The sequence below is a fragment of the Streptomyces sp. NPDC004732 genome, from assembly GCF_040609235.1.
Taxonomy (GTDB): domain Bacteria; phylum Actinomycetota; class Actinomycetes; order Streptomycetales; family Streptomycetaceae; genus Streptomyces.
In genome coordinates, this window is the sequence record NZ_JBEXJR010000001.1 from 610304 (window position 1) to 631671 (window position 21368).

General features: G+C 72.2%; 22 protein-coding genes. 13 read left to right on the forward strand and 9 right to left on the reverse strand.

Features of this window, described 5'->3' with window-relative positions:
* The first annotated feature begins 119 nt into the window (after nt 1-119).
* The 3 genes from ABZV77_RS02525 to ABZV77_RS02535 are packed head-to-tail and all read left to right on the forward strand — an operon-like array spanning nt 120 to nt 2458.
* Nucleotides 120-1481 (forward strand): PhoX family protein, encoded by a 1362-nt coding sequence (locus ABZV77_RS02525; protein WP_356249443.1) that lies wholly within the window; start codon nt 120-122, stop codon nt 1479-1481.
* Nucleotides 1482-1538: 57 nt separating this feature from the next.
* Nucleotides 1539-2105: a DinB family protein gene (locus tag ABZV77_RS02530; protein WP_356249445.1), complete on the forward strand. Its 567-nt coding sequence runs from the start codon at nt 1539-1541 to the stop codon at nt 2103-2105.
* Between the two features lie 29 nt (nt 2106-2134).
* Nucleotides 2135-2458, forward strand: a complete 324-nt coding sequence (locus ABZV77_RS02535; RefSeq protein ID WP_356250156.1) for a DUF4180 domain-containing protein — start codon at nt 2135-2137, stop codon at nt 2456-2458.
* Between the two features lie 30 nt (nt 2459-2488).
* On the opposite strand, the gene sph is transcribed toward ABZV77_RS02535, so the two are convergent.
* Entirely contained in the window at nt 2489-3475 is a 987-nt protein-coding gene (gene sph, locus ABZV77_RS02540; RefSeq protein ID WP_356249447.1) for a sphingomyelin phosphodiesterase, read from the reverse strand.
* Between the two features lie 232 nt (nt 3476-3707).
* Between sph and ABZV77_RS02545 the strand changes: the two genes are divergently transcribed.
* Nucleotides 3708-4469, forward strand: coding sequence for a class I SAM-dependent methyltransferase (locus ABZV77_RS02545; protein WP_356249449.1), 762 nt, complete (start codon nt 3708-3710; stop codon nt 4467-4469).
* Here the strand turns inward: ABZV77_RS02545 and ABZV77_RS02550 are convergent.
* The 6 genes from ABZV77_RS02550 to ABZV77_RS02575 all read right to left on the reverse strand — a co-directional run bounded on the left by ABZV77_RS02550 (nt 4466) and on the right by ABZV77_RS02575 (nt 9774).
* On the reverse strand, nt 4466-5518 hold the full coding sequence (locus ABZV77_RS02550; protein WP_356249451.1) for a cytochrome P450: 1053 nt from the start codon (nt 5516-5518) through the stop codon (nt 4466-4468). The two genes, ABZV77_RS02545 and ABZV77_RS02550, sit on opposite strands and share 4 nt — an antisense overlap.
* A gap of 117 nt (nt 5519-5635) precedes the next feature.
* Entirely contained in the window at nt 5636-5716 is an 81-nt protein-coding gene (locus ABZV77_RS02555; RefSeq protein WP_223828759.1) for a tryptorubin family RiPP precursor, read from the reverse strand.
* 183 nt (nt 5717-5899) lie between these two features.
* Nucleotides 5900-6478, reverse strand: a complete 579-nt coding sequence (locus ABZV77_RS02560) for a TetR/AcrR family transcriptional regulator (protein WP_356249453.1) — start codon at nt 6476-6478, stop codon at nt 5900-5902.
* Nucleotides 6479-6542: 64 nt separating this feature from the next.
* On the reverse strand, nt 6543-7736 hold the full coding sequence (locus tag ABZV77_RS02565) for a Cmx/CmrA family chloramphenicol efflux MFS transporter (protein WP_356249455.1): 1194 nt from the start codon (nt 7734-7736) through the stop codon (nt 6543-6545).
* Between the two features lie 117 nt (nt 7737-7853).
* Nucleotides 7854-9023, reverse strand: coding sequence for a class I SAM-dependent methyltransferase (locus ABZV77_RS02570; RefSeq protein WP_356249457.1), 1170 nt, complete (start codon nt 9021-9023; stop codon nt 7854-7856).
* Between the two features lie 232 nt (nt 9024-9255).
* Nucleotides 9256-9774 (reverse strand): hypothetical protein, encoded by a 519-nt coding sequence (locus ABZV77_RS02575; RefSeq protein WP_356249459.1) that lies wholly within the window; start codon nt 9772-9774, stop codon nt 9256-9258.
* Nucleotides 9775-9969: 195 nt separating this feature from the next.
* On the opposite strand from ABZV77_RS02575, the gene ABZV77_RS02580 reads away from it, so the two are divergent.
* From ABZV77_RS02580 to ABZV77_RS02590, 3 genes are all read left to right on the forward strand, one after another.
* A complete protein-coding gene (locus ABZV77_RS02580) occupies nt 9970-10662 on the forward strand; it encodes an alpha/beta hydrolase (RefSeq protein WP_356249461.1) in 693 nt (230 codons plus the stop codon).
* Between the two features lie 88 nt (nt 10663-10750).
* Complete coding sequence (locus ABZV77_RS02585; protein ID WP_356249463.1) at nt 10751-11626, forward strand: polysaccharide deacetylase family protein; 876 nt, start codon at nt 10751-10753, stop codon at nt 11624-11626.
* A gap of 10 nt (nt 11627-11636) precedes the next feature.
* Nucleotides 11637-11810 carry a hypothetical protein gene (locus ABZV77_RS02590; protein ID WP_356249464.1) on the forward strand — a complete coding sequence of 58 codons (174 nt, stop codon included), beginning with the start codon at nt 11637-11639 and terminating at the stop codon, nt 11808-11810.
* A 48-nt stretch (nt 11811-11858) separates the two neighbouring features.
* On the opposite strand, the gene ABZV77_RS02595 is transcribed toward ABZV77_RS02590, so the two are convergent.
* Nucleotides 11859-12527 (reverse strand): ABC transporter, encoded by a 669-nt coding sequence (locus ABZV77_RS02595; RefSeq protein ID WP_356249466.1) that lies wholly within the window; start codon nt 12525-12527, stop codon nt 11859-11861.
* Complete coding sequence (locus tag ABZV77_RS02600) at nt 12527-13420, reverse strand: ABC transporter ATP-binding protein (RefSeq protein ID WP_356249468.1); 894 nt, start codon at nt 13418-13420, stop codon at nt 12527-12529. Before ABZV77_RS02600 ends, ABZV77_RS02595 begins: the two co-directional genes overlap by 1 nt.
* Nucleotides 13421-13608: 188 nt before the next feature.
* Between ABZV77_RS02600 and ABZV77_RS02605 the strand changes: the two genes are divergently transcribed.
* The 6 genes from ABZV77_RS02605 to ABZV77_RS02630 all read left to right on the forward strand — a co-directional run bounded on the left by ABZV77_RS02605 (nt 13609) and on the right by ABZV77_RS02630 (nt 21304).
* On the forward strand, nt 13609-14277 hold the full coding sequence (locus tag ABZV77_RS02605) for an HAD family phosphatase (RefSeq protein WP_356249470.1): 669 nt from the start codon (nt 13609-13611) through the stop codon (nt 14275-14277).
* 152 nt (nt 14278-14429) lie between these two features.
* A complete protein-coding gene (locus ABZV77_RS02610; RefSeq protein WP_356249472.1) occupies nt 14430-15467 on the forward strand; it encodes a monodechloroaminopyrrolnitrin synthase PrnB family protein in 1038 nt (345 codons plus the stop codon).
* 9 nt (nt 15468-15476) lie between these two features.
* The gene (locus ABZV77_RS02615; RefSeq protein WP_356249474.1) at nt 15477-16550 is read left to right on the forward strand and encodes a hypothetical protein; all 1074 of its coding nucleotides are present in this window, start codon (nt 15477-15479) and stop codon (nt 16548-16550) included.
* Nucleotides 16547-17278 (forward strand): class I SAM-dependent methyltransferase, encoded by a 732-nt coding sequence (locus ABZV77_RS02620; protein WP_356249476.1) that lies wholly within the window; start codon nt 16547-16549, stop codon nt 17276-17278. Before ABZV77_RS02615 ends, ABZV77_RS02620 begins: the two co-directional genes overlap by 4 nt.
* The gene (locus tag ABZV77_RS02625) at nt 17271-19730 is read left to right on the forward strand and encodes a pyridoxal-dependent decarboxylase (RefSeq protein ID WP_356249478.1); all 2460 of its coding nucleotides are present in this window, start codon (nt 17271-17273) and stop codon (nt 19728-19730) included. The genes ABZV77_RS02620 and ABZV77_RS02625 overlap by 8 nt, the downstream gene beginning before the upstream one ends.
* On the forward strand, nt 19727-21304 hold the full coding sequence (locus ABZV77_RS02630; RefSeq protein WP_356249480.1) for a hypothetical protein: 1578 nt from the start codon (nt 19727-19729) through the stop codon (nt 21302-21304). The genes ABZV77_RS02625 and ABZV77_RS02630 overlap by 4 nt, the downstream gene beginning before the upstream one ends.
* Nucleotides 21305-21368: the final 64 nt, after the last annotated feature.

Consider the following 21368-nt stretch of genomic DNA (forward strand, 5'->3'; position numbering starts at 1 on the left):
TGCCACGGGGGCCCGGGACGGCACGCGAAACGGAAGCTACGCGCGTGGTTCCCGTGCACCAGAGCGCGTGGTACACACATCCGGTCACATTCCTGTCCGCCAGCAGGAGGTTGCCCATCATGTCTGCCACTCGACGTCAGGTCCTCGCCCGCTCCGGTGCCGTGGGCGCCGGAATCGCCTTCACCGGCGCGCTCTCGGAACTCTTCGCGGGCACCGCGGCCGCACATGGAAAAGCCGGTTACGGCCCCCTCGTCCCCGACCCCGAGGGGCTGCTCGACCTGCCCAAGGGGTTCCGCTACAAGGTCCTCTCCCGCGAGGGCGACGAACTGCGGTCGGGTGAGGGCAAGGTGCCCAGCAACCACGACGGCATGGCTGCCTTCAGAGGCAAGCACGGCGGGGTCAACCTCGTCCGCAACCACGAGAACCGCGTCACCGGAAAGATCGGCGTACCCACGGTCGAAGGTCTGACCTACGACCCGATGGCCAAGGGCGGCTGTACGGCGCTCGCGCTCGACCGCAGAAACAACGTCGTCGGCGAACGCGTCGCCATCGCAGGGACCGCAGTCAACTGCGCGGGCGGGCCGACCCCTTGGGGCACCTGGCTCACCTGCGAGGAGACCGAGGACAAGGCCGGAACGAACGGCTACACCAAGGACCACGGCTTCATCTTCGAGGTCGACCCGGTGGATCCGCACCGCACCGGCGCGGTGCCGCTGACCGCAATGGGCCGCTTCCAGCACGAGGCCATCGCCGTCGACCCGAAGCGCGGCGTCGTCTACGAGACCGAGGACGCCTTCCTCAAGCCCTTCGGCCTCTTCTACCGCTTCCTGCCCGAGAAGCCCGGGGGCGGCCGCGGTTCGCTGCGCGCGGGCGGCAAGCTGCAGGCGATGCGGGTGCCCGGTGTGCCCGACCTGTCCTCGATCCAGGAGACGGGCGCCTCCTTCGACGGCATCGAGTGGGTCGACGTACCTGACCCGCTGGCGGCCCAGACCCCCATCCGCCTCCAGGACTTCGGCAAGAAGGGCATCACCCACGCGCAGAAGCTGGAGGGCTGCTACTGGGGCGGCTCGTCCGTCTACTTCGTCTCCTCCTTCGCCCACAGCGCGGAGGGCTCGGCGGCCGACCACTTCGGCCAGATCTGGCGCTACGACCCGTCGAAGCGCCGCCTCACCCTCGTGATCGTCTTCGGCCCGAGCACCGACATCCAGTTGCCGGGCGAGTCCCCCGACAACATCTGCCTCGCGCCGAGCGGCGGCCTGATGGTGTGCGAGGACGGCGGCGGGGTCCAGCACGTGTACGGCCTCACCCGGGGCGGCGAGGTCTACGCGATGGCCCGCGGGCGGCAGAACATCGGCACCCCGGAGGAGCCCGAGTGGGGCGAGTTCGCGGGCGTCACCTTCTCCCCCGACCACGACACGATGTACGTGAACTGCTACACGCCCGGCACGACGTTCGCGGTGACGGGCCCCTGGCACAAGTAGGCGGCGCCGGAACAAAGCACTGGCGGGCCCGGCTCCTCACCGACGACCATGGAAAGCATGAGCGACGAGAGTGACCGCCCCGAGCGATGGAGCCGGGCCACCACCTATCCGGACATGTGGGCCGATCCGGACGACGACCCCCGCGACAGCGAGGGGAGCAGTCCGGACGGCGAGCTCCCCACCCTGCTCGACTTCCTGTCGGGGTACCGCATGACCCTGCGGATGAAGTGTGAGGGCCTGGACGCGGAGCAGCTGGCCCGGCGGTCGGTGCCGCCGTCGACGATGTCGCTCCTCGGCCTGGTCCGCCATCTCGTCGAGGTGGAGCGGGACTGGCGCACCTGGATCAGCGACGAACCGGTCCCGAAGCTGTACGGCGAGCGGGGCGCGGACTTCACCGGAGCCGTCGCGGACCAGGGCGTGGTCGAGGAGGCGTTCGCCTCGCTGGAGCGCGAGCAGGCCGCGACCGACGCCCTCCTCGCCGCCCATCCGGACCTGGGCGAGCGCCTGGGCAAGGACCGGACCTCGGTGCGCGAGCTGCTGGTGCACCGCATCGAGGAGTACGCGAGACACTGCGGGCACGCCGACCTGCTGCGCGAGTGCGTCGACGGGAGGGTGGGCCAGTGACGGGCGCCGAGGAGCAGGGTGCGGTCCTGATGTGCGACGCCGAGGGCGAGCCGATCGCCGGGGAGCGCGACATCATGGACCTCGTCGGCAACGCCGCCTGGCAGGGCGCCCAGTGGGTCGCCATCCCGGCCGAGCGGTTCGACGAATCGTTCTTCCGGCTGCGCACCCGCGTCGCGGGCGACATCATCCAGAAGTTCGTCACCTACCGCGTGGGCCTCGCCGTCCTCGGCGACATCTCCCGCCACACCGAGGCCAGTTCGGCCCTGCGTGACTTCGTCCGGGAGTGCAACCGAGGACGGCAGACATGGTTCCTCGCCGACGCCGAGGAACTGCACGAGCGCCTGAAGGGCTAGGCTCCTAGCCCCCCTGGACCCCCTCGGCCGCTAGGACGCGGTCACGGGGTAGTGGTCCGACAGGTTGGTGTACGTGTAGTCCTTGCCCCAGCTGGACACCGTCCAGGGCGCGCTCTGCTCCTTGATGACGTTGTTGGTCCAGCTCGCGGGGCGGGCGTGGCCCTTGCGGTGGAGGATGTAGTCCAGGTCTTCGCGGGGGTCGTCCGGGTAGCGCTCGGCGGCGATCGAGTTGTCCCGGGTGTCGAAGGAGTACGGGTGGCCGGTGCGGCCGTCGGCGGGGGCGAAGCCCCCGTCGGCGAGCATCGAGGCGTACTCGGAGCTGTGCGAGTCGACGTTGAAGTCCCCCGCCACGACGACCTGTTCGTCGGCGGGGATGTTCTTGGCGTCCAGGAAGGCGTCCATCTCCTTGAACTGCTTCGCGCGGGTGGCCGCGGCCTCGCCGCTGCCGCAGCCGGGGTCGGTGGACTGGGTGTGGGTGCCGACGACATGGGTCCTGGTGCCGTTCACGTCCAGGACGGCGTAGACGAAGCCCTTGTTGGAGTACGAGTCGGCGCCGCAGGCGTCCTTGTAGACGTACTGCTCCTTGCGCACGATCGGCCACTTGCTCAGGACGGTGACGCCGCCGTCCTCCGGCGTCACCGAGGAGTACGCGCCGCCGGTGGCGTCCCAGCCGCTCTTGCTGCGGCCCATCACGGGGGTCTGGTGCGGATATCCGGCCGCGGCGTTCGCCTTCAGCGCGTCGGAGGCGGAGTTGTCGAACGCCTCCTGGAGCACGACGACGTCCTGGCCCCGGAAGAAGTCGGCGGCCGGTATCGCCTTGGCGCGGTGGTCCTGGCCCCAGTTCGGGTAGAGCGTCTTGCTGAACAGGAAGGTGTTGTACGTGAGCACCTTGAGCGGCGGCGGGGCGGCCGAGGCGCCGGCGGCGGTCGCGGAGGGGGCGACGGCTGCGAGCGTGGCGGCGGCGAGCACGGAGGTGATCGCGGCCGCGTGGGTCCTGCGCAGCGCTGTGTGCGGCACGGAAGCTCCTTGGGGTGGGGGGTGGTTGCTGCGAGCTCGCACATCCAACCAGCTGTGATTACGCCTGGGGATACGTCGCGTGAACACGCCGTTCGATCTCTTCGGAAAGCCGCGCCGACGGGGCCGGGAAAGCCCCTCTGACGGCGCCTGCCGCGAGCACCCGAGAACCACCTCTGAGCTGGGATTTCCTCCTCCCAGAACGTACAATTGGGGCCTCAGGGAAGGGGACTTGATGGATCGCAGCATCCGCACGATCGACGACGTGATGAAGCTCCTGGACGGCCTGTTCGAGCCGGAGGCCGACCGCTGGACGGCCTCCGGGGCCGACTGGTGGGACGGCTTCTACGCGGACCGCGACCGGCCGGTGCCGTTCTTCGCGGCCAAGCCGGACGAAAACCTCGTCTCGTACGCGGAGCGGGGCCTCCTCGCGCCGGGCCGCGCCCTCGACCTCGGCTGCGGCCCCGGGCGCAACGCGCTCCACCTGGCCGCCCTCGGGTACGAGGTGGACGCCGTCGACCTGTCGCGGGCCGCCCTCGACTGGGCCGCGGACCGCGCCCGCGAGGCAGGGGCCGGCATCAGGTTCCACCACGGCGACGCCTTCGCGCTGACGGAGACCGAGCTGACCGGTCCGTACGACCTGATCCACGACTCGGGCTGCTTCCACCATCTGCCGCCGCACCGCCGCGTCAGCTATCTCGCCCTCGTCGACCGCGTCCTGGCGCCCGGCGGCCACCTCGCCCTGACCGCTTTCGCGGCGGGCGAGGAAGGCGAGGCAGGCATGGGCTCCGAGCTGTCCGACGCGGACTTCTACCGCGAGGCGAGGCTGCACGGCGGCCTCGCCTACACGGCGGACGCGCTGCGCGGGATCTTCGCGGGCCTCACGGAGGTCGAGGTGCGCCGGATGCGGGACGAGCCGCCCGGTTCGGAGCTCTTCGGTGAGCCCTTCCTCTGGACGGCCCTGTTCCGCCGCGGAGATCCGTCAGAAGGGAGCTAGCTCCCGCGCCGGACGAGTCGCACCTTGTCGACGCCGAGCAGCCCCGCGAGCGGCACCTTCGCGGTGGTCTGCCGCGCGTCGACCGTCGTCCCCTCGGCACGCAGGATGTCGAGCAGCATCCCGGCGAGCGGCATCACCATGTGGCGCCCCCAGCAGCGTTCGGAGGCGTGGCCGAACGGGAGGTAGCCGGGGTGGTCGTCGGGGTCGAGGGTGGTCCAGCGCTCGGGGCGGAACGCGTCGGGGTCGTCCCAGAGTTCCGGGTCCCGGTGGCTGAGCAGCGGCAGGAGCAGGACGTCGTCGCCGGTGCCGATGCGGTCGTCGAGGGCGGTGTACTCGGGGGACGCGTTCCGCAGGATGTTCCAGGACGGCGGGAGCAGCCGCATGGACTCGTACAGGATGTGCTCGTTGGGCGTCTCGTCGTCGAACGGCGCCCCGAGCCAGTACGCGTTGGCGACGAGCGTGGAGACGGTGAAGCAGACCGGGGCGGCCGCCCGCCGGTACAGGCCCATGGCGTAGCGGCGGTCGCTGTACGTCGCGGCGTTCGCGGTGAGGCCCGCGATGCTGGTGACGGGTGCGCCCGGGCGGAGCCTGCCGGGCAGGGCGGCTCCGGTGGCGATGACCGTCCAGGTCAGCTTGGGCGTCAGCTCCAGGGTGCGGTCCATGAGGATGCGCAGCCGGTACGGATCGGCGCCGAGGATCAGGTCGCGCAGGTAGACGTGGCCGACGTGCGGCCACTCCCCGGAGAGGTCGAGGCGGCCGGGCACCGGCTTCTTCAGCGCCGCCCGCACGTCACGGCCGATGGCCTGCATGACGCCGGAGGCCTCGGTGCGCGGGATGGAGCGGCCGTGGAGCGGCTTGAAGGTGGGGCGCTCGTGCTCGGTGGCCGGGCGCGCGGCGAGGATCTGGTCGGTCAGGACGGGCCCGGCGACGCCGACGGTGTCGTCGTCCAGGCGGAACACGTCCTGGCCGCGGTGGTCGCGCAGCAGGGCGTGGAGGCGCGGCGTGAAGACGGTGGACCGCGCGAGCCGGTCGGTACCGGAAATCGACATCGGGGATCTCCCAGGGCGGGAGGCCCGGCCCGGCGGCCGGTTCTCGGCACACCGGGCGCGGGCCTCAACGGCGCATTACGTCCCTACGGTCTGGTGCGAGTGGCACCAAGGACTGGCCTAGTACCAGTGGTACCAGGCGTACGCCTTCAGGCTCTTCTCACCGGTGATCTTCTTCTTGAGGGAGCGGACAACCTTCATGGTTCATACCTCCGGTCGTTTCCGTCGGCCCTTGTGGGGCATGGACCTGCGGAGCGTCGCCGTCCGCGATCAACACCCGATAAACGCGCAGGTGATGGGCTATGCCGGGCATGTCGGGAGTGGAGCGGGGCGAACCGTGGGCGGCGGACGTGAGCGGTACGTCAGCGGGCCGCATGCGCGCGGTCACAGGTCGGCGAGCGCGCCGTCCACCGTGGCCAGCAGGACCTCACGGTCGTCCTGTACGCGGCTGAGGACGCGCAGGCCGTAGTACGTGCTCTGGATCCGGCGGGCCACGACCCTCGCGTCACCGGTGGACCGGATCTCGCCCGCGCCCCGCCCCGCCTCGACGACCGCGCACAGCTCGTCCTCGACCCGGTCGAAGCTGCGCCGCACCGCCTCCCTGACCTCCGGGTCGAGCCCGGCGAGCTCGACGGCGGCGTTGATCGCGAAGCAGCCGCGTGCCCCCGTCCCGTCGAGGTCGGCGTCGACGGCGTGGATCATCATGGCGCGCAGCCGCTCCTTGGCCGGTCCTTCGCCGCGCAGGATCTCCACCTGCTCCGCGGTGGCGGTGTCGTAGTAGCGCCGCAGGGCGCGGAGGTAGAGCTGCCGCTTGCCGCCGAAGGTGTTGTAGAGGCTCGAAGGACCGAGGCCCGTGCTGTCGCACAGATCGCGCGTCGAGGTGGCTTCGTACCCGTGCCGCCAGAACGTCTCCATGGCCGCGGCGACGACGCGGTCCTCATCGAACTCTCGTGGTCTGGCCATGGGCCCACGGTAATTGTTTTGGAACACATACACAAAACACCACCCACCACCCCTTGCGCTGCCCCTACGAAGACGCGGCCGCCGCGGCGGACGCGCCCACACCTCGGCCCTCGCGTCCTCGCTGCAGACGCGCCGCCCACAGCACGCCCGCCACCCCCGCGGTGGCCAGCGCGGCGCCGACCCAGGCCACCGAGGCGTAGCCGTGTCCGGCGTCGATGGCCAGGCCGCCGAGGAGCGGGGCCACCGTGTTGCCGACGTTGAACGCGGCCGTGTTGGTCGCGCCGACCAGCGTGGGCGCGCCCGGCGCCAGGGTGAACACCCGTGACTGCAGGGCCGGGTTGGTGACGTAGCCGACGAGGCCGAGCAGGAAGACCAGGGCGATCACCACGGCCGTCACGTGCGCCGTCAGCGCGAGCAGCGCGGAGAAGACGGCGAGGCCGCCGAGGCCCAGGCCGAGCGTGCCGAGGGGGTGCGACTGGCCGGTGCGCCCGCCGATCACGATGCCCGCCATCCCGCCGACGCCGAACAGCGCGAGGACAGCGGGCACCCACCCTTCGGAGACCCCGCTCACCTCGGTGAGCAGCGCCGCCAGATAGCTGAAGGTGACGATGACGGCGCCGAAGGCGAAGGCGGTCACGGCGTACGAGAGCCAGAGCTGCGGCCGTGCCATGGCGCGCAGTTCGGCCCCGACCGAGGGTCGCTCGCCCTCGCCCCGGCCGCCGGGCACGACGAGCAGCGTGCAGACGGCGCTGACCACGGTGGCCGCGGCCACCGCCCAGAACGCGGCGCGCCAGTCGGAGAACTGGCTGAGCAGCGTGCCCGCGGGGACGCCGACGATGGTGGCGAGCGTCAGCCCACCGGCCACCACGGCGACCGCCCGCGCCTTGGCCTCCGCCGGGACGAGCGCGACCGCGGTGGCCACGGCGACGCCCCAGTAACCGGCGTACGCGAGGGCGCCGACCACCCGGGTGACGAACAGGATGGTGTAGCCGGGCGCGAGGGCGCCGACGACGTGGGCGGCGACGAAGGCCGCCTGCAGCGAGACGAGCGCCGTGCGCCGCGGCCAGCCGAGCGTGGCGACGGCGAGCAGGGGCGCGCCGACGACCATGCCGATCGCGAAGGCCGAGATGAGCAGCCCGGCATCGGGCACGGACACCCCCAAGTCGTCGGCCATGCCCGGCAGCAGGCCGGACAGCATGAACTCCGAGGTCCCTTGGGTGAAGATGCCGAGCCCGACTATGTACACCGCGAGCGGCATGGAGCCGTCCCCCTTTTGGAGCAAGTGCTTCAGAACTGACTGACGAGGCCGGACGCTAGCACATTCTGAATCACTCGCTCCAAAACAGGGTTGCCGCACTCACTCCCGGCCGGGCACTCACTCCTGACCGGGCGCCAGCCTCCAGAGCGAGGTCACTTCGGCCGCGCGGGCCGCGTGCAGCGGGTCGGCTGGATCGGCGGCGCGCGGATGGCGCGGCGCGATGTCGAGACGGTCCACCACCCGCAGCCCCGCCGCACCGAAGGACGTCAACAGCTCGCCCCGCGAACGGAGTTGGAGATGTTCGGCCAGGTCGGAGAGGACGAGCCAGCCCTCCCCCGCGGGTTGCAGATGCGCGGCGAGCCCGGTGAGGAAACCGTGCAGCATGGCGCCGCCCGGGTCGTACACGCCCTGCTCGACGGCGGAGGTCGGCCGGGCGGGCAGCCACGGCGGATTGCACACCACGAGCGCGGCCCGGCCCGCCGGGAAGAGACCCGCGCCGAGGACGTCCACGCGCCCGGCGAGACCGAGGCGCTCGACGTTGTCGCGCGCGCACGCGACGGCACGCGGGTTGATGTCGGTGGCCACCACCCGCTCCACCCCGCGGCGGGCGAGGACGGCCGCGAGCACACCGGTGCCGGTCCCGATGTCGAACGCCGTACGCGGCCGGGGCGCGCCGTCCCGTGGTGCGGCGCCCGGGAGCGGCGCCCGCGCGACCAGGTCGACGTACTCGCCCCTGACCGGCGAGAACACCCCGTAGTGCGGGTGGATGCGGGCGCCGAGAGCGGGCACGTGCACCCCCTTGGCCCGCCACTCGTGGGCGCCGATCACGCCGAGGAGTTCCCGCAGGGAGACCACCATCGGCCCGTCGGGCGGGCCGTAGGCCTCCCGGCAGGCCGCGCGGACGTCGGGAGCCCGGCGCAGCGTCAGCCGGTGGCCGTCGTCCAGGCGCACGAGCAGCATGCCGAGCACACGGGCCCGGTGGCCGCGGGCGCGGCGGTGCAGGTGGAAGGAGTCGGCGGGGGTGGCGCCCGGCGCGGGCGCCTTCCTGTCGACGCGACGGCCAAGCGCGCCGAGCAGCTGCCGGGCGCCGTGGAAGTCGCCGCGCCAGAGCAGCGCGGTGCCCTCGCAGGCGAGGCGGTGGGCGGTGGCCGCGCTGGTCGCGTCGTCGGCGACGACCACGCGCCGGGGCGGCGCGAAGCCGCTCTCGGAGTGCCAACGGGCGTGCTGACGGGCGTACTGGGGCGGGCTGTTGGTGTGGTCGTTCTCGGTCCACTCGATGCGGGGCATCAAGGACTCCTCGTGATCGCGGGGCGCTGGGGCACGAAGAGCGCTTCGACGCGGGAGGCCTCAAGGGCTACCGGACTGCCGGAGTACCGGACTACCGGACTACCGGGAGAATGCCGAGTGTCCGGCAGAAAGAGGGCATGCGGAACCCCCGCGTCGCTGCGCGCGAGCGGGAGTCAGCCGACGACCATGCCAAGAGTCACGGGGAACAATCTGCCACACGGGGCCCGGGGCCCTAGACCAGATACAGGCCCGCGAAGTGGTTCCAGCCCTCCGGCACCCACTCGTCGCTGTTGCGCGCGGGGTCGTACGTGAGCAGGCGGGCCAGCAGCATCAGCTCGTGCCAGGCCGCGTCGGTCTCACGGGCCCATGCCGCGCCCGCGTTCTCCACCAGGTCCAGCGCCATGGTGACGCGCAGGTCGAGGGCGGCGAGTTGTTCGTGGGCGCCCTCGGGCAGCAGGTCGCCGCGCCGGTCCAGCATCGAGCGCAGCAGCTCGCAGCTCTCCGTCAGGTGCCCCCGCATGGCCCGGATGTTCGCCGCGGAGGGGCGGGGCGGAACGGACTGCTCCATGAACAGCCCGGAGGCGAGCGTGTGCCAGTAGTGCGCTTCGTGGAACAGCGGCGCGCGCTGGTCGTCGGGCACGTCGGCGAACGCGGGCGGCGGCTCGTCGCCGTTCTTCAGCGCGTCGGTCCGAGCCTGGTCCACCCAGCTCTTCGCCAACTGCCGTACGTCGTCGCGGAGCACCGGACGCATAGGGGGTTCCTTCCGTCACCATCGGGCACTTTCGGGGCCGTTCCGAGACTGCCTCGACATGTGCCCCACTTCTGCATTGTGCGTGGACAAGGCCCGTTGCATGCGTCACATCGAGGGGGCGGCCACCGGAGCGGAACAGTCCGCGTACAAGATCTAGGGGTGCCGCCGGGCGCGTACGAGAAAGGCACCACCACCATGAAGCTGCACACCCACGAGTGGGGAACGGGCGACCGCGTCGCCCTCCTCGTCCACGGGATCATGTCGGACCACCGCACCTGGCGGCGCGTGGGGCCCGCCCTCGCCGACCGGGGCTACCGCGTCATCGGCGTCGATCTGCGCGGCCACGGCGCGAGCGGGCGCGGCGAGTACGGCGCGCGGATCTTCGCGGACGACCTCGTCGACACCCTGCCGACCGGCGCGGAACTGGCGATCGGGCACTCGCTCGGCGGTCTCGCCCTGGCGCTCGTGGCCGAACGGCTCGCGCCCGCGCGGGCCGTCTACTCCGATCCGGCGTGGGCGCTCGGCGGCGAGGGTTCGGTCGACCCCGCGATGTTCGTGGAGTTCCAGCGGATCCCGCGCGACGTCCTGGCGAAGTTCAACCCGCGCTGGGAGGCGGCCGACGTGGACGTCGAGATCGCCACGCTGGCCGACTGGGACCCGGCCACCGCGCTCTCGCTGTCCGGCACGGGCGCCGTCGACCACACCCCCGCCGCGCCCGTCGTGCCCTCGCTGGTGCAGGTCGCGGACCCCAGCGCCGTCGTCCCCGACGCGCTCAAGGAGGAGCTGGCGCGGCGTGGCTTCGAGGTGCGCACGGTGCGGGGCGCGGGGCACACCATCCACCGGGACGACTTCGACGGATTCATGGGATCGCTGGCGGGCTGGCTCTGACCGACCGCGGGCCCGGACGAGTGGCGATGGGCCCGGGTGGGCCGAGCCTTGGTCCGATTTACTACATTCCTCTATATATGTTCGTCGGGTGATCACTCTCGTACGGAGATGCGCCGCGCTCTGCGCCCTCGGCACCCTGACCGCCGCCCTCGCCGGATGCGCCGGCGACACCGCCACGTCGTCCGGTCACGCGGGGCGCCCCGCCCGGCCCCCGGCGACCGCCGCCCCCTCGGCGTCCGCCGCGCCGACGCTCGCGCCCGGCCCCGCCGGTCTCACCCCCGTCTTCGAGAACGGGTCCCGCAAGGGCGGCCGTACCGTCGCCCTCACCTTCGACGCCGACATGACCGCGGACCAGGGGCCGCGCGCGGCGGCCGGTGAGCGCTTCGACAACCCCGCGCTGGTCGCCACGCTGCGGCGGCTGAAGGTGCCCGCGACGTTCTTCATGACGGGGCGGTGGGCCGAGGAGTACCCGGCGCAGGCCAGGGACATCGGCCGCGACCCGCTCTTCGAGGTCGCCAACCACTCGTACAGCCACCACGCCTTCACCGGCAGCTGCTACGGACTGCCGACCGTCCCCGCGGCCCGTATGCGCACCGACATGGAGCGGGCGTTCACCGCCTTCCGCTCGGCGGGGGTCGAGCACCCCGTGCCGTACTTCCGCTTCCCCGGCGGCTGTTACGACCAGCGGTCCCTGCGCGCCCTCGCGCCCGGCGGCGTCACCGCCGTGCAGTGGGACGTGGTCAGCGGCGACGCCTTCGCGACGGACTCCGGGGCGGTGGCCCGACAGGTGCTCGACGGGGTGCGGCCCGGCTCGGTCGTCGTCATGCACTGCACGCGCAGCGCGGCGCCCGCGACGGAGCGCGCCCTGCGCACGATCGTCCCGAAGCTGCGGGAGCGCGGGTTCCGGTTCGTCCGGGTGTCGGAGCAGATCGGGCGGGCGGGGGCCGCCGGGGCGCGGAGCTAGGCTGGCCCGTATGGCGGATGCGGACGAAGGCTCAGACGAGGGCACGGGCGAGACCGGTACGGCGGCCGTCGCCGAGTGTGTGCTGTGCCGCGCGCCCACCGAGTACCCGGAGTCCCGCAAGGGCATCACACTCTGCCCGGTGTGCGAGTGGCGGGAGGCGGAGCGGTCGGCCTGCTCGGGGTGAACCCCACCCCGGCACCCGCCTCGGCCGCACCTCGCCCCGCCACCCGCCTCAGCCCCGTCGTGAACTGAGCGCGCACGCCGCCCACATCGCGGACGCCGCCACCGCAAGCGCCCCCGCGAGCGCGCCGAGGGACCACGGCACCGTGCCCTCCCGCGACCCCGTGGTCAGGTCGGTGAGGACCGACTTCGCCGGGGAGCCCGTGGTGACGAGCAGCAGCAGCGAGGCGAGCAGCATCGCGGGGACGGCCCGCCCCGCGGAACGCAGCAGCGGCCAGTTGGCGAGCGCCCCGATCGCCGTGCCGAGCAACGCGCTGACCAGCATCGCGAGCAGCCCGGCCGCGCCCGCGGAGAGCCGCGGGACCGGCACCCGCGCGTTGGTGCTCGCCGCATCGCTGATGGCCGTCACGACGATGGCCGCCGCCCCGCCCAGCGCGGACGACGCGAGGAACGCGGCGAGCAGCGAGGCGAGGTGGGCCCGTCCAGGACCGGCGGCCGCGGCGGAGCAACTGCGGGCCGCGGGCGGCTCGTTGGACACACAGATGCGCACGAGCCAGGCGGCCACGGGCAGCAGGGCCCCGGCGGCGTACGCGAGCGAGTCCAGGATCGGCTGACCGCCCTGCACACCGATGCCGAGGAAGACGGCATAGAGGATGACGGGCGGCAGCCATCGCTGGGACCGCACCAACAGGTCGGCCTGGTAACGCAACAGAGCAGACATCACAGCTCCTCCCCGCCCAACACCTGTGCCGCGTCGTCCGCGTTCTGCACCGTCACCACGTGCCACGGCGGCCGCGCCGTCAGGAGTTCCCGCAGGACCCGGTCCGAGTGGGGCTGCGGAACCGTGAGGCGCGTGGTGCCGTCGGGCGTTCCCGAGAACGCCTCCACGGCCGCTGCGGCCACCGGCCCCGGGAGCTCCGCGCCCTGCGGCCCCCGGACCTCGATGAGGACGGTCGGCCCCTGCGGGGATGGCGAAGTGCTGTCTGCCGTACGGCGGTTGAGCGCCGTGCCGACGAGCGCGTACGTCTCGTCGGCCACCCCGAGCAGGCGGCGCGGGTCGTGGTCGACGAAGACCACGGAGCCGCCCGCCGCCGTGCGGTCGGCCACCGCGCGGTCGAGTTCGGCGCGGGCGGGCGCGTCCAGGCCCGTCCATGCCTCGTCGAGGACCAGCAGGTCGGGGTCGGCGAGCAGCGCCTGCGCCACGGCGACCTTCTGGCTGCTGCCCTTGGAGAGTTCGGACAGCGGCGTCCGCGCGTATCCGGCGGCGCCGAAGCGCTCCAGCCACTCGGTCGCGCGCTGCCGCGCCGCGCCGCGCGCGAGGCCGTGCACGCGGCCCATGTGCGTGAGGTAGCCGATGGCCGTGAACGGGAGTGCGGCGGGGAACCTTTCGGGGACGAACGCCGTGCGCCGACGTCCGGACACCCGGCCCTCGGACGGTGCGTCGATCCCGGCGAGCACTCTCAACAGGGTTGATTTTCCCGTGCCGTTGGCGCCCTCGAACCGCACCAGGGAACCCGTCCGTATGCCCAGGTCGACGCCGCGCAGCACCCACGTGCCGCCCACGCCGTAGCGGCGGCCGACCCCGTCGAGCCGCACCGCAAGATCATGTTCCATGGGGTCATCCTCGCGCACGGGCCCCTGTTGTACGCAGCGCGACGAGGTCTGTACCACCAGTCCGGATTGACATTCAAGGGCTTGAAGTGCACCTCGTTCCAGGTTACGTTTTTCAGGTCTAGACCAAGGGGGTCCGGAAGTGTTGCCCTGTTCGGGCTGCAATTCCGGAATGGGGGGAGCGTTGCCGCATGTCCATTTCCGGCCGACAAGCTGAATATCCGGCATCGCAACGCCTCATCGTCCTCGATTTCGACGGCGTTCTGCTCGACACCGAACGCATCGCCATCGAGGCGTGGACATCCGTACTCGACGAGGCAGGCATCCAACTGCCCGACGGAATACCCACGCACCCCGACGGGACACTGGCGCGCGACTCCATGAACGGGACGCTCACATCAGTCCTCGGACAGGAGAAGGCGCGCGAGTTCTGGGACGTGTTCGAGCGCGTGAACCAGCGGCGCGCGGACGAGGAACCGCTGGCACCGGCCACCCGGTCCTTCCTGGACCACTGCCTCGCCAGGGGGCACCGGCTCGCGGTGGCCTCCGGCAACGCGCACACCTGGGTGGCGGGCCACCTGGACCGGCTGGGGATCAGGCCGCACTTCGCGTCGGTGACCTGTGCCGACCGCACCCTTGCGCCGAAGCCTGCCCCCGACGTCTATCTCGCGGCCCTGCGGCACAGCGGCTGTGCGCCCCGGCGGGCGCTGGCCGTGGACGACTCCTTCGCGGGTCTGCGCTCCGCGCACACCGCGGGAATTCCCGTCGCCTGGGTCACTTCCCGGCCCGCCGCGGCACAGTCTCCCGTGCCGCTGGCCCATCGCATTCATGCGCTCGACGAGCTGAATTCTTCCCTCTGACCCGCTTTCACACATTTCACCGCCCTTCAAAGCTCAACGTCCCCGTCTCTGACGCTTCTTGACGTCTTGACGTACCCGAGTCCGCCACTCCGGCACATATAGAGGTCATTTCCTTGAATCTCGCCACTGATATGAGAACTCTGGACCAGCGCGTGAGCGAACTCGATCCGCTGCGGTTCTCGGAGCACACGGCAGAAATACCAGAGCTCAACAATTCCGCGGATACCGGCGGCCTTGAGCGTCTCGCGCACAGGCTCCTCGACCGCGTCCCCGGCGCCGTCACCGACGACGTCACGGCCAGCGCCGCCCTGCGCGACCTCGGCTTCGTCCTGGCCTCCCTGGAGCGGCACGGCACGGACCACCGGTCCCTGCCCGGCGCGGAGGAGACCCTGCTCAAGCTCGGCGCCCTCGTCGACGAGGTGCCGCGCGACAGCGTCTACACGTACTCCCTGCGCAACCCCGAGGACGCGCTGAGAACCTTCACCGACATCCCCGAGGAAGTCCTCTTCATCTCGGAGGTCCGCAGGGCGGGCATCGCCCTGCGGCCCGCGGTCGACCACCTCATGGCGTCGCTGACGCTCCCCGTCCGCGACCCCCTCCTCGAAGAGCATCTGACCGCCGCCACCGAGGCGTTCAAGGTGTTCGCGCAGGCCCTCCTCACGGTGAAGCGGAACATCACGCCGGAGGTCTTCTCCACCCGGATGCGGCCCTACTTCCCACCGATGACGGTGGGCGGCACGGTGCTGTTCGCGCCGGGCGGCGCCCAGATGACGCCGCTGCTCGTCGACATGGCGGTCCTCAGGCCGGAGCCCGGCGACCCCAGGCACGCGTGGTACGAGCAGTACCTCGACGAGAACCTGCTCTACCTCCCCGCGGCCTACCGCGCGGCGGGCGACACCATCATGGCCAGCCGCCCCCTGCTGCCCCGGATCCTGGACGAGGCCACGGGCGACGACACCGCGTCCGTGCGGAACCAACTGCGGCTGCTGATGCGGGAGATCCTCCACTTCCGGCTGCCGCACCTGCAGCTCGCCCGCGCCAACATGCGCATCCGCCCGGACGGCTCCCTCGGCAGCGGCGGCTACACCACCGACTCCCTGGACCACCTGGTCGAGCTGACCACCGAACGCCACCAGCGGCTGGCCGACGCCTGCACGGCCGCGCCGCCCCTCGACCACGCCACGGCATAAGGCGGATTGATGTTCACGTCCTTCACACCCGGCACCATCCACCACCCGCTGACCGCACCGCTCGGCCCCGTCAAGCCCGCGGACGAGACAGCGATCCGCTACCCCACCCGCCTGAACGCCATGGCGCTCCAGCCCGGCGCCATCGCGGGCGACAACCACCTGATCTACGACGCGGGTGAACTGGTCTTCTCCGTCGCCCGGTTCCACCGGGTGCACCTGCGCAGGCTCGCCCCCGGCGACGGCCTCTCGCTCGACCCGGCCATCGCACGGCCCGCGCTCGTCGAGCATGCCGCGCGCATCATGTGCACCGCCCTCGGTGTCGACTGCGACCTGCACGTGAGCGTCGACAGCGACCCGCTGCCCGTGCACGCGGGCTTCGGCTCAAGCAGCAGCCTGATCGCCGCGGTCGCCACCGCGGTCAACCACCTCCACGGCAACCCGGTGGACCGCGCCGACCTGCTGCCCTTCCTCACCAGCAACCACGGCGAGGAGCACACCGAGGGCAGCGACCTGCTCATGCCCGTCCAGTGCATCGGCGGTTCCGCGGCCTCCGGCCTCTACCCCGGTGGCGTGCAGGTCGTCGCGGGCCGCAGCACCGTCGTCCTCACCGCTTCGGTACCGCAGGAACTCTCGCTGGTCATCGGCGTGCCCACCACGCTGCAGGAGCGGTCGACGGACGAGCTGATGGCCGCCGAGATCGACCAGTTCGACCGCTTCCGCGAGACCGGCGAGCGCTGGGCGCCCACCATCGCCTTCCGGATGCTCCACGAGGCCATGCCCGCCGCGCTCCGCGGTGACCTCGGCCCGCTGGGCGACCTCGTCTTCGACTACCGCTTCCGCATGGGGAGCATCGAGAACTGCTCCTTCTCCCACCCCGGACTGAGCGAACTCGCCACGCGCCTCGAACCGTTGAAGACCGAAGGCACGGCGACCGTCCTCGCGCTGTCCTCCGTCGGCCCGGCGTTCTTCGCGCTCACCGCCGACCCCGACACCTGCGAGTCCTTCTTCGCGGAGCAGGGCATGCGGGTCATCCGGGCCCTCCCGTACAACGGCACCTACGAAGAGATCGAGCCCACCCGATGACTCTCCCCGCCACCGCGGCCGAGCGCGCCGCCACCTACTGGAACGCCCCGGAGACGGTCCGCGACTTCGCGTCGCTCACCGCTCAGCCCTACCTCGTCGAGATCCTCTCCCAGTACGCCGACGACCTCACCGGACCCGCGCTCGACCTGGGCTGCGGCGGCGGGCGCAACACCGTCGCCCTCCTCGAACACGGCTGCACCGTCGTCGCCGTCGACCTGCACCAGGCCATGGTCGACGCGACCCGTGACGCCACCGCGCACTTCGCGGACGGCCTGGTCACCGTCCGGCAGGGCGCGGCCCACGCCATCCCCGCCGACGACGACACCTTCGCCCTCGCCGTCTGCTACGGCGTACTCCACAACGCCCCCACGCCCCGGCAGTTCCAGGCGGGGATAGCAGAGTTGGCGCGCGTGCTGCGGCCCGGCGCGGTGCTCGCCCTCAACACCTTCACCTCCGACTCCCTCGACCCGCAGCTGCGCCCCGGGGAGACGGCGGGCCAGTACGTGCTGCCGGACGGCGTCCCCATGACGCTGCTGCCCACCGAGGAGATCCTCGCCGGTCTCGCCGCCGTGGGCCTGCGCCCCGAAGGCGAAGTGCACACCTACGTACGCGACCTCGACGTCGGCCCGCGCGCGGTGCTCCGCTGCGAGCTGCGCCACGACGCGGGCACCGGCGTCGGCATCGGCATCGGCATCGGCATCGGCGAGGACGTGAGCCGGAATGCCTGACCTGTCCGACGGGTCGACCGAGTGCGACCCGTTCCCCGAGACCGCGCTGTCCACGGACGCGCTGGCCGCCGCCCTGGCCGACCGGCTCGCCGAAGTGCCCGACTGGCATTCGGCGACGGACCCGGTGCGCCTCGGCTTCGCGATGAGCGAGCCGCACCCGCTCGCCCTGCACGCCGGCGGCATGTTCGCGGCCCGCAACCCCAACAACGTCGGCGTGCACACCCGCTTCGGCGACGGCGTGCGCGGCACCCGCCGACTGGAGCGGGAGGCGGTCCTCGCCCTCGGCGGCCTGATGCACGCCGACTCCGCCGACGGCTATCTGACCAGCGGCGCCAACGAAGGGACCCTCGCCGGACTGCGCGTGGGCCGCAACGCCCTGCGGGCCGCGGGCTGCCACCGGGTGCTCGTCATCGCCTCCGCCCTCACCCACCACTCCGTGGCCAAGGCCGCCGAGATCCTGGACGTGGACTTCAAGGCGCTGCCCGCCGGGCCGAGTTGGCTCCTCGAACCGGCCGCCCTGGAAGAGGCCTTCGACGCCCTGGAGGCCGAAGGCGATGAACCCGGCGTCACTGGCGTCACCGGCGTCATCGTCGTCTCCACCGCGGGCTACTACAACACGGGGCTCGCCGACCCGGTCGACCGCATCAGCTCGCTCCTGGGCCGCCGCATCGACGGGGCGTCCCGGCTGCGGTTCTTCCACCACGTCGACGCCGCGCACGGCGGCATGATCCTGCCGTTCACCGAGCCGGACATCCCCTTCGACTTCCGCAACCGGTTCGTCCACTCCATGGTCCTCGACCCCCACAAGTCGGGCCTGATGCCCTACAGCTGCGGGGTGTTCCTCTGCCGCAAGGGCCTGCTCGGGCACGGGGCGATCCCGGCTCCGATGTCCGGTTTCGTGGACGAGACGGTCACCGGCTCGCGCTCGGGCGCCACCGCCGCCGCGCTGTGGTCCCTGGTCTTCGGGCTCGCGGCCGAGGGCTACCGCGAGACGTTCCGCGGCTGCCTCGGTCTCAGGGACCACTTGGCCGACGCGATCCGCACGGCGGACCCGGACGCGGTCCTCCTGCCCTCGCCCGGCAACACCGTCCTCGTCGTGGGCTTCTCCACGGAGGGCGGCACCCTGCCCGGCGAACTCAAGGAGCACTACCGCCTCGTCGGCAACACCCTGCCCTGGACGGACGCCCAGGGGCAGACGACGGATCGGCTCTTCCACCACTTCTACGTCATGCCGCACATGACGCACAGTCACATCGACACGTTCGCCGTCGATCTGGCTGCCGCCCTCGCCGCGCCCGCCGCGGAGGCCGGACGCACCCCGGCCGCGCCGCCCGTGCCCGCCGAGTTGAAGCACCTGCGCGGCAGCAGCGCGTGCCTGCGCCATCTCGTCGTCCATCCCCCGCAGCGCCGGAACCCGGACGACTACCCGCACGCCTACTCCTTCCACACCTTCCGCAACCGCGCCGAACTCGGCGAGCAGCTGCGGGTGGAGAACTGGGCGCCGACCGGCGACGGCATCGGCAGTGGTGACGAACTGCTCGTCTACGCGCCCGACTTCGACGCGCCCTTCGCCAACGAGCTGTTCGGCGTCCTGTCGCCGCAGAAGTTCTCGCTGGAGGTCCTGGACCGCAACCAGCAGAAGCTGTCCTTGGTCGGCGCCGCCCACCTCTCCGTCTTCGAGGACGCCGAGCGGCGCCCGCACACCCCCGTCCTGCTGGCCAACTTCCACGCCGACGGCCGCTTCCGCTCGGCCGAGTACAAGTACGGGGACCGCTGGCACGCCGACGAGCTCCAGGTGTTCGAAGACTCCCTGGTCGTCAAGGTCGGCAAGGACGCCCGCAGCATCCGCCGCACCGGCGACGACTACGCCTTCTCCATCGACACCTCGCTGGAGCTCAGGGTCACGCTGGTCGACGGCGACGCCCCGCCGCGCCTGACACGGGTGGCACGGCACGCCGACTCCGCGCTGCCGCGCCGCCGCCATCTGCTGCGCGGCCAGTACCGCCGCTTCCCCAACCGCTTCTTCGACGTCATCGTGTCGCTCACCGTCGGGCGCGGCTTCACCGGCACGGTCGGCACAGACGAGCTCATGGGCGAGGCGCTGCAGGGCAGCGCGCTGCTCGCCCGCTCCGCCGAGCTCGGCCTTGCGCGCGTGCTGCCGCGGTTCGCGGACGGGCGCCTTGTCACCGGCCTCGAAGAGGTCGGCGGCGAGGGCCGGTACGAGCTGTCCGTCGGTCTCGGCCTGGGCGCACGGCTGCGCCAGGAGCTGCCCGGCATCGACGTCGGCGAGCCCGAGAGCCTCGAACCCCGGGACGTGGTCGCCTGGGCCGAGCGGCTCTACCCCGTCGCCCGTCGGCTCCAGCTCGCGGGCACCGACCGCGACGGCGTCCGAACTCTGGACCTGGACCTCGACCCGCACCTGCCCACCGGAGCGAAGGGCGGCACCGCGTGATCCTCGCGTCAACGGTCCTGCTGTGGGCGGTACTCGGCTGGGGCGTCCTCCTCACCGCGCGTGCCGTCGTCACCGCACGCGCGCTCCGGACCGCACGCCGCACGCCCGTCCCCGCACCGGGGACGGGAGCGCCGCACGTCGCCCTGCTCATCCCCGCGCTGCGGGAACAGGACCTCCTGTCCGAGGTCGTGGGCGCGGTGGCCCGCCTGGACTATCCGCGCGAGCTGCTGCACATCGTCGTGGTCACCACCGAGCGCGAGGAGCGTGACCGGCAGCGCCACCTCGCCGAACTCCCCGACCTGACGCGGCACCTGCTCGCGGCACCGGACGACGCGGCCGCCGCGGCCCAGCTGTCCGGCATCGTGCCGTCCTCCCGCGCCCGCGACGTGGCAGCCCGCGTGCGGTCCGCCACGGACCCCTCGCACGTGCTGCGCGCCGAGGTGGCCGCCACCCCCACCACCCGGGACGTGGCCGCGAAGCTGCTCCCCGACATCGCCGTCCAGCACCCCGGAACAGCCCTGCACCATCTGCACTATGACGAGTCGTCAGGCGCGAAGAGCAGCCAACTGGTGTACGCCGTCGAGCAGCTCGGCGACCTGCTGCCCCCGGACGCCGACCCGTCCCGCACCTACATCGGTGTCTACGACGCGGACTCCCAGCCGGACCGCACCACCCTGCACCATCTCGCCCACGAGACCGACAGGGCCCACCGCGCGGGACACGCCCCGCCCACCCTGATCCAGCAACTGCCGCTGCAGCTGCGCCGCCCGCACGCGGCCCGCACCGGCATCGCCGACCTGACGCTGCGCGCCCACGCCATGGCCGACCTGCGGCGCCGCATGGGCATCGAGGCACACCGGCTGCGGGCCAGGGCCCGGCTGCGCGCGCTGCGGCTGCCCGACGGGCTGCGCACGGCCCTCGACCCGGTCGTCTACGGCATCGGCGCGGGCCTGTTCGTCCGCCACGACATGCTCGTGTCCATCGGCATGTACGAGGAGCCGGTCGACGACCTCCTCATCGGCTACAAGCTGTCGTCCGCCGGGGAGAGCGCCGTGGTGCTGCCGGTCTACAACCTCGTGGACCGCTACGCCCGCGTCGGCGCGCTCGCGAAGGCGTACAGCCTCGTCGCCCTGGGCAGCGTCGTGGGCTGTCTGCGGCTGCTCCGCGATCCGGCGCTGCGCGCCTACGGGCCGCGCAACACCGTGACGCTCGTCAAAGAGGGCCTGGACACCGTGTGGTGGTTCCTCGGACCGCCCTGCGTGGCCGCCGCCGTCGTGGTGCTGAGCGTGCGGGGCGCCCACCGGGAGCTCCTCGCGTGGGCCGTCGCGGCCGGTGCGTATATGGTCCTGCATGCCCTGATCAGCATGGGCCACGCCACCCGCTTCCTGGACGGCCACGAAGGCGCCCACGAGCGGGCCGAACCACTGGGCGGCGGCGGGACACCCGCACTGCTGCTCCCCCTGTTCTTCCTGCAACCGGTGCTGCACTGGCTCGGCCCCCTGCGCCTCGCCACCGCCCGCGCCCTCGGCCCGCTCGCCCGGCGCCCGCTCGCCATGGGCAAGACCGAACGCTGACCCCGTCCACTCCACCGCCCCGTCCACCCCGCACCACACCCGTACGACGCAAAGGACCTCCCTA

Excerpts from the sequence above, each read along its gene's own strand:
- ABZV77_RS02525 (WP_356249443.1), top strand. The coding sequence starts at position 120 with ATGTCTGCCACTCGACGTCAGGTCCTCGCCCGCTCCGGTGCCGTGGGC.
- ABZV77_RS02530 (WP_356249445.1), top strand. The coding sequence starts at position 1,539 with ATGAGCGACGAGAGTGACCGCCCCGAGCGATGGAGCCGGGCCACCACC.
- ABZV77_RS02535 (WP_356250156.1), top strand. The coding sequence starts at position 2,135 with ATGTGCGACGCCGAGGGCGAGCCGATCGCCGGGGAGCGCGACATCATG.
- ABZV77_RS02545 (WP_356249449.1), top strand. The coding sequence starts at position 3,708 with ATGGATCGCAGCATCCGCACGATCGACGACGTGATGAAGCTCCTGGAC.
- ABZV77_RS02550 (WP_356249451.1), bottom strand. The coding sequence starts at position 5,518 with ATGTCGATTTCCGGTACCGACCGGCTCGCGCGGTCCACCGTCTTCACG.
- ABZV77_RS02555 (WP_223828759.1), bottom strand. The coding sequence starts at position 5,716 with ATGAAGGTTGTCCGCTCCCTCAAGAAGAAGATCACCGGTGAGAAGAGC.
- ABZV77_RS02560 (WP_356249453.1), bottom strand. The coding sequence starts at position 6,478 with ATGGCCAGACCACGAGAGTTCGATGAGGACCGCGTCGTCGCCGCGGCC.
- ABZV77_RS02565 (WP_356249455.1), bottom strand. The coding sequence starts at position 7,736 with ATGCCGCTCGCGGTGTACATAGTCGGGCTCGGCATCTTCACCCAAGGG.
- ABZV77_RS02570 (WP_356249457.1), bottom strand. The coding sequence starts at position 9,023 with ATGCCCCGCATCGAGTGGACCGAGAACGACCACACCAACAGCCCGCCC.
- ABZV77_RS02575 (WP_356249459.1), bottom strand. The coding sequence starts at position 9,774 with ATGCGTCCGGTGCTCCGCGACGACGTACGGCAGTTGGCGAAGAGCTGG.
- ABZV77_RS02580 (WP_356249461.1), top strand. The coding sequence starts at position 9,970 with ATGAAGCTGCACACCCACGAGTGGGGAACGGGCGACCGCGTCGCCCTC.
- ABZV77_RS02590 (WP_356249464.1), top strand. The coding sequence starts at position 11,637 with ATGGCGGATGCGGACGAAGGCTCAGACGAGGGCACGGGCGAGACCGGT.
- ABZV77_RS02595 (WP_356249466.1), bottom strand. The coding sequence starts at position 12,527 with ATGTCTGCTCTGTTGCGTTACCAGGCCGACCTGTTGGTGCGGTCCCAG.
- ABZV77_RS02600 (WP_356249468.1), bottom strand. The coding sequence starts at position 13,420 with ATGGAACATGATCTTGCGGTGCGGCTCGACGGGGTCGGCCGCCGCTAC.
- ABZV77_RS02605 (WP_356249470.1), top strand. The coding sequence starts at position 13,609 with ATGTCCATTTCCGGCCGACAAGCTGAATATCCGGCATCGCAACGCCTC.
- ABZV77_RS02615 (WP_356249474.1), top strand. The coding sequence starts at position 15,477 with ATGTTCACGTCCTTCACACCCGGCACCATCCACCACCCGCTGACCGCA.
- ABZV77_RS02620 (WP_356249476.1), top strand. The coding sequence starts at position 16,547 with ATGACTCTCCCCGCCACCGCGGCCGAGCGCGCCGCCACCTACTGGAAC.
- ABZV77_RS02625 (WP_356249478.1), top strand. The coding sequence starts at position 17,271 with ATGCCTGACCTGTCCGACGGGTCGACCGAGTGCGACCCGTTCCCCGAG.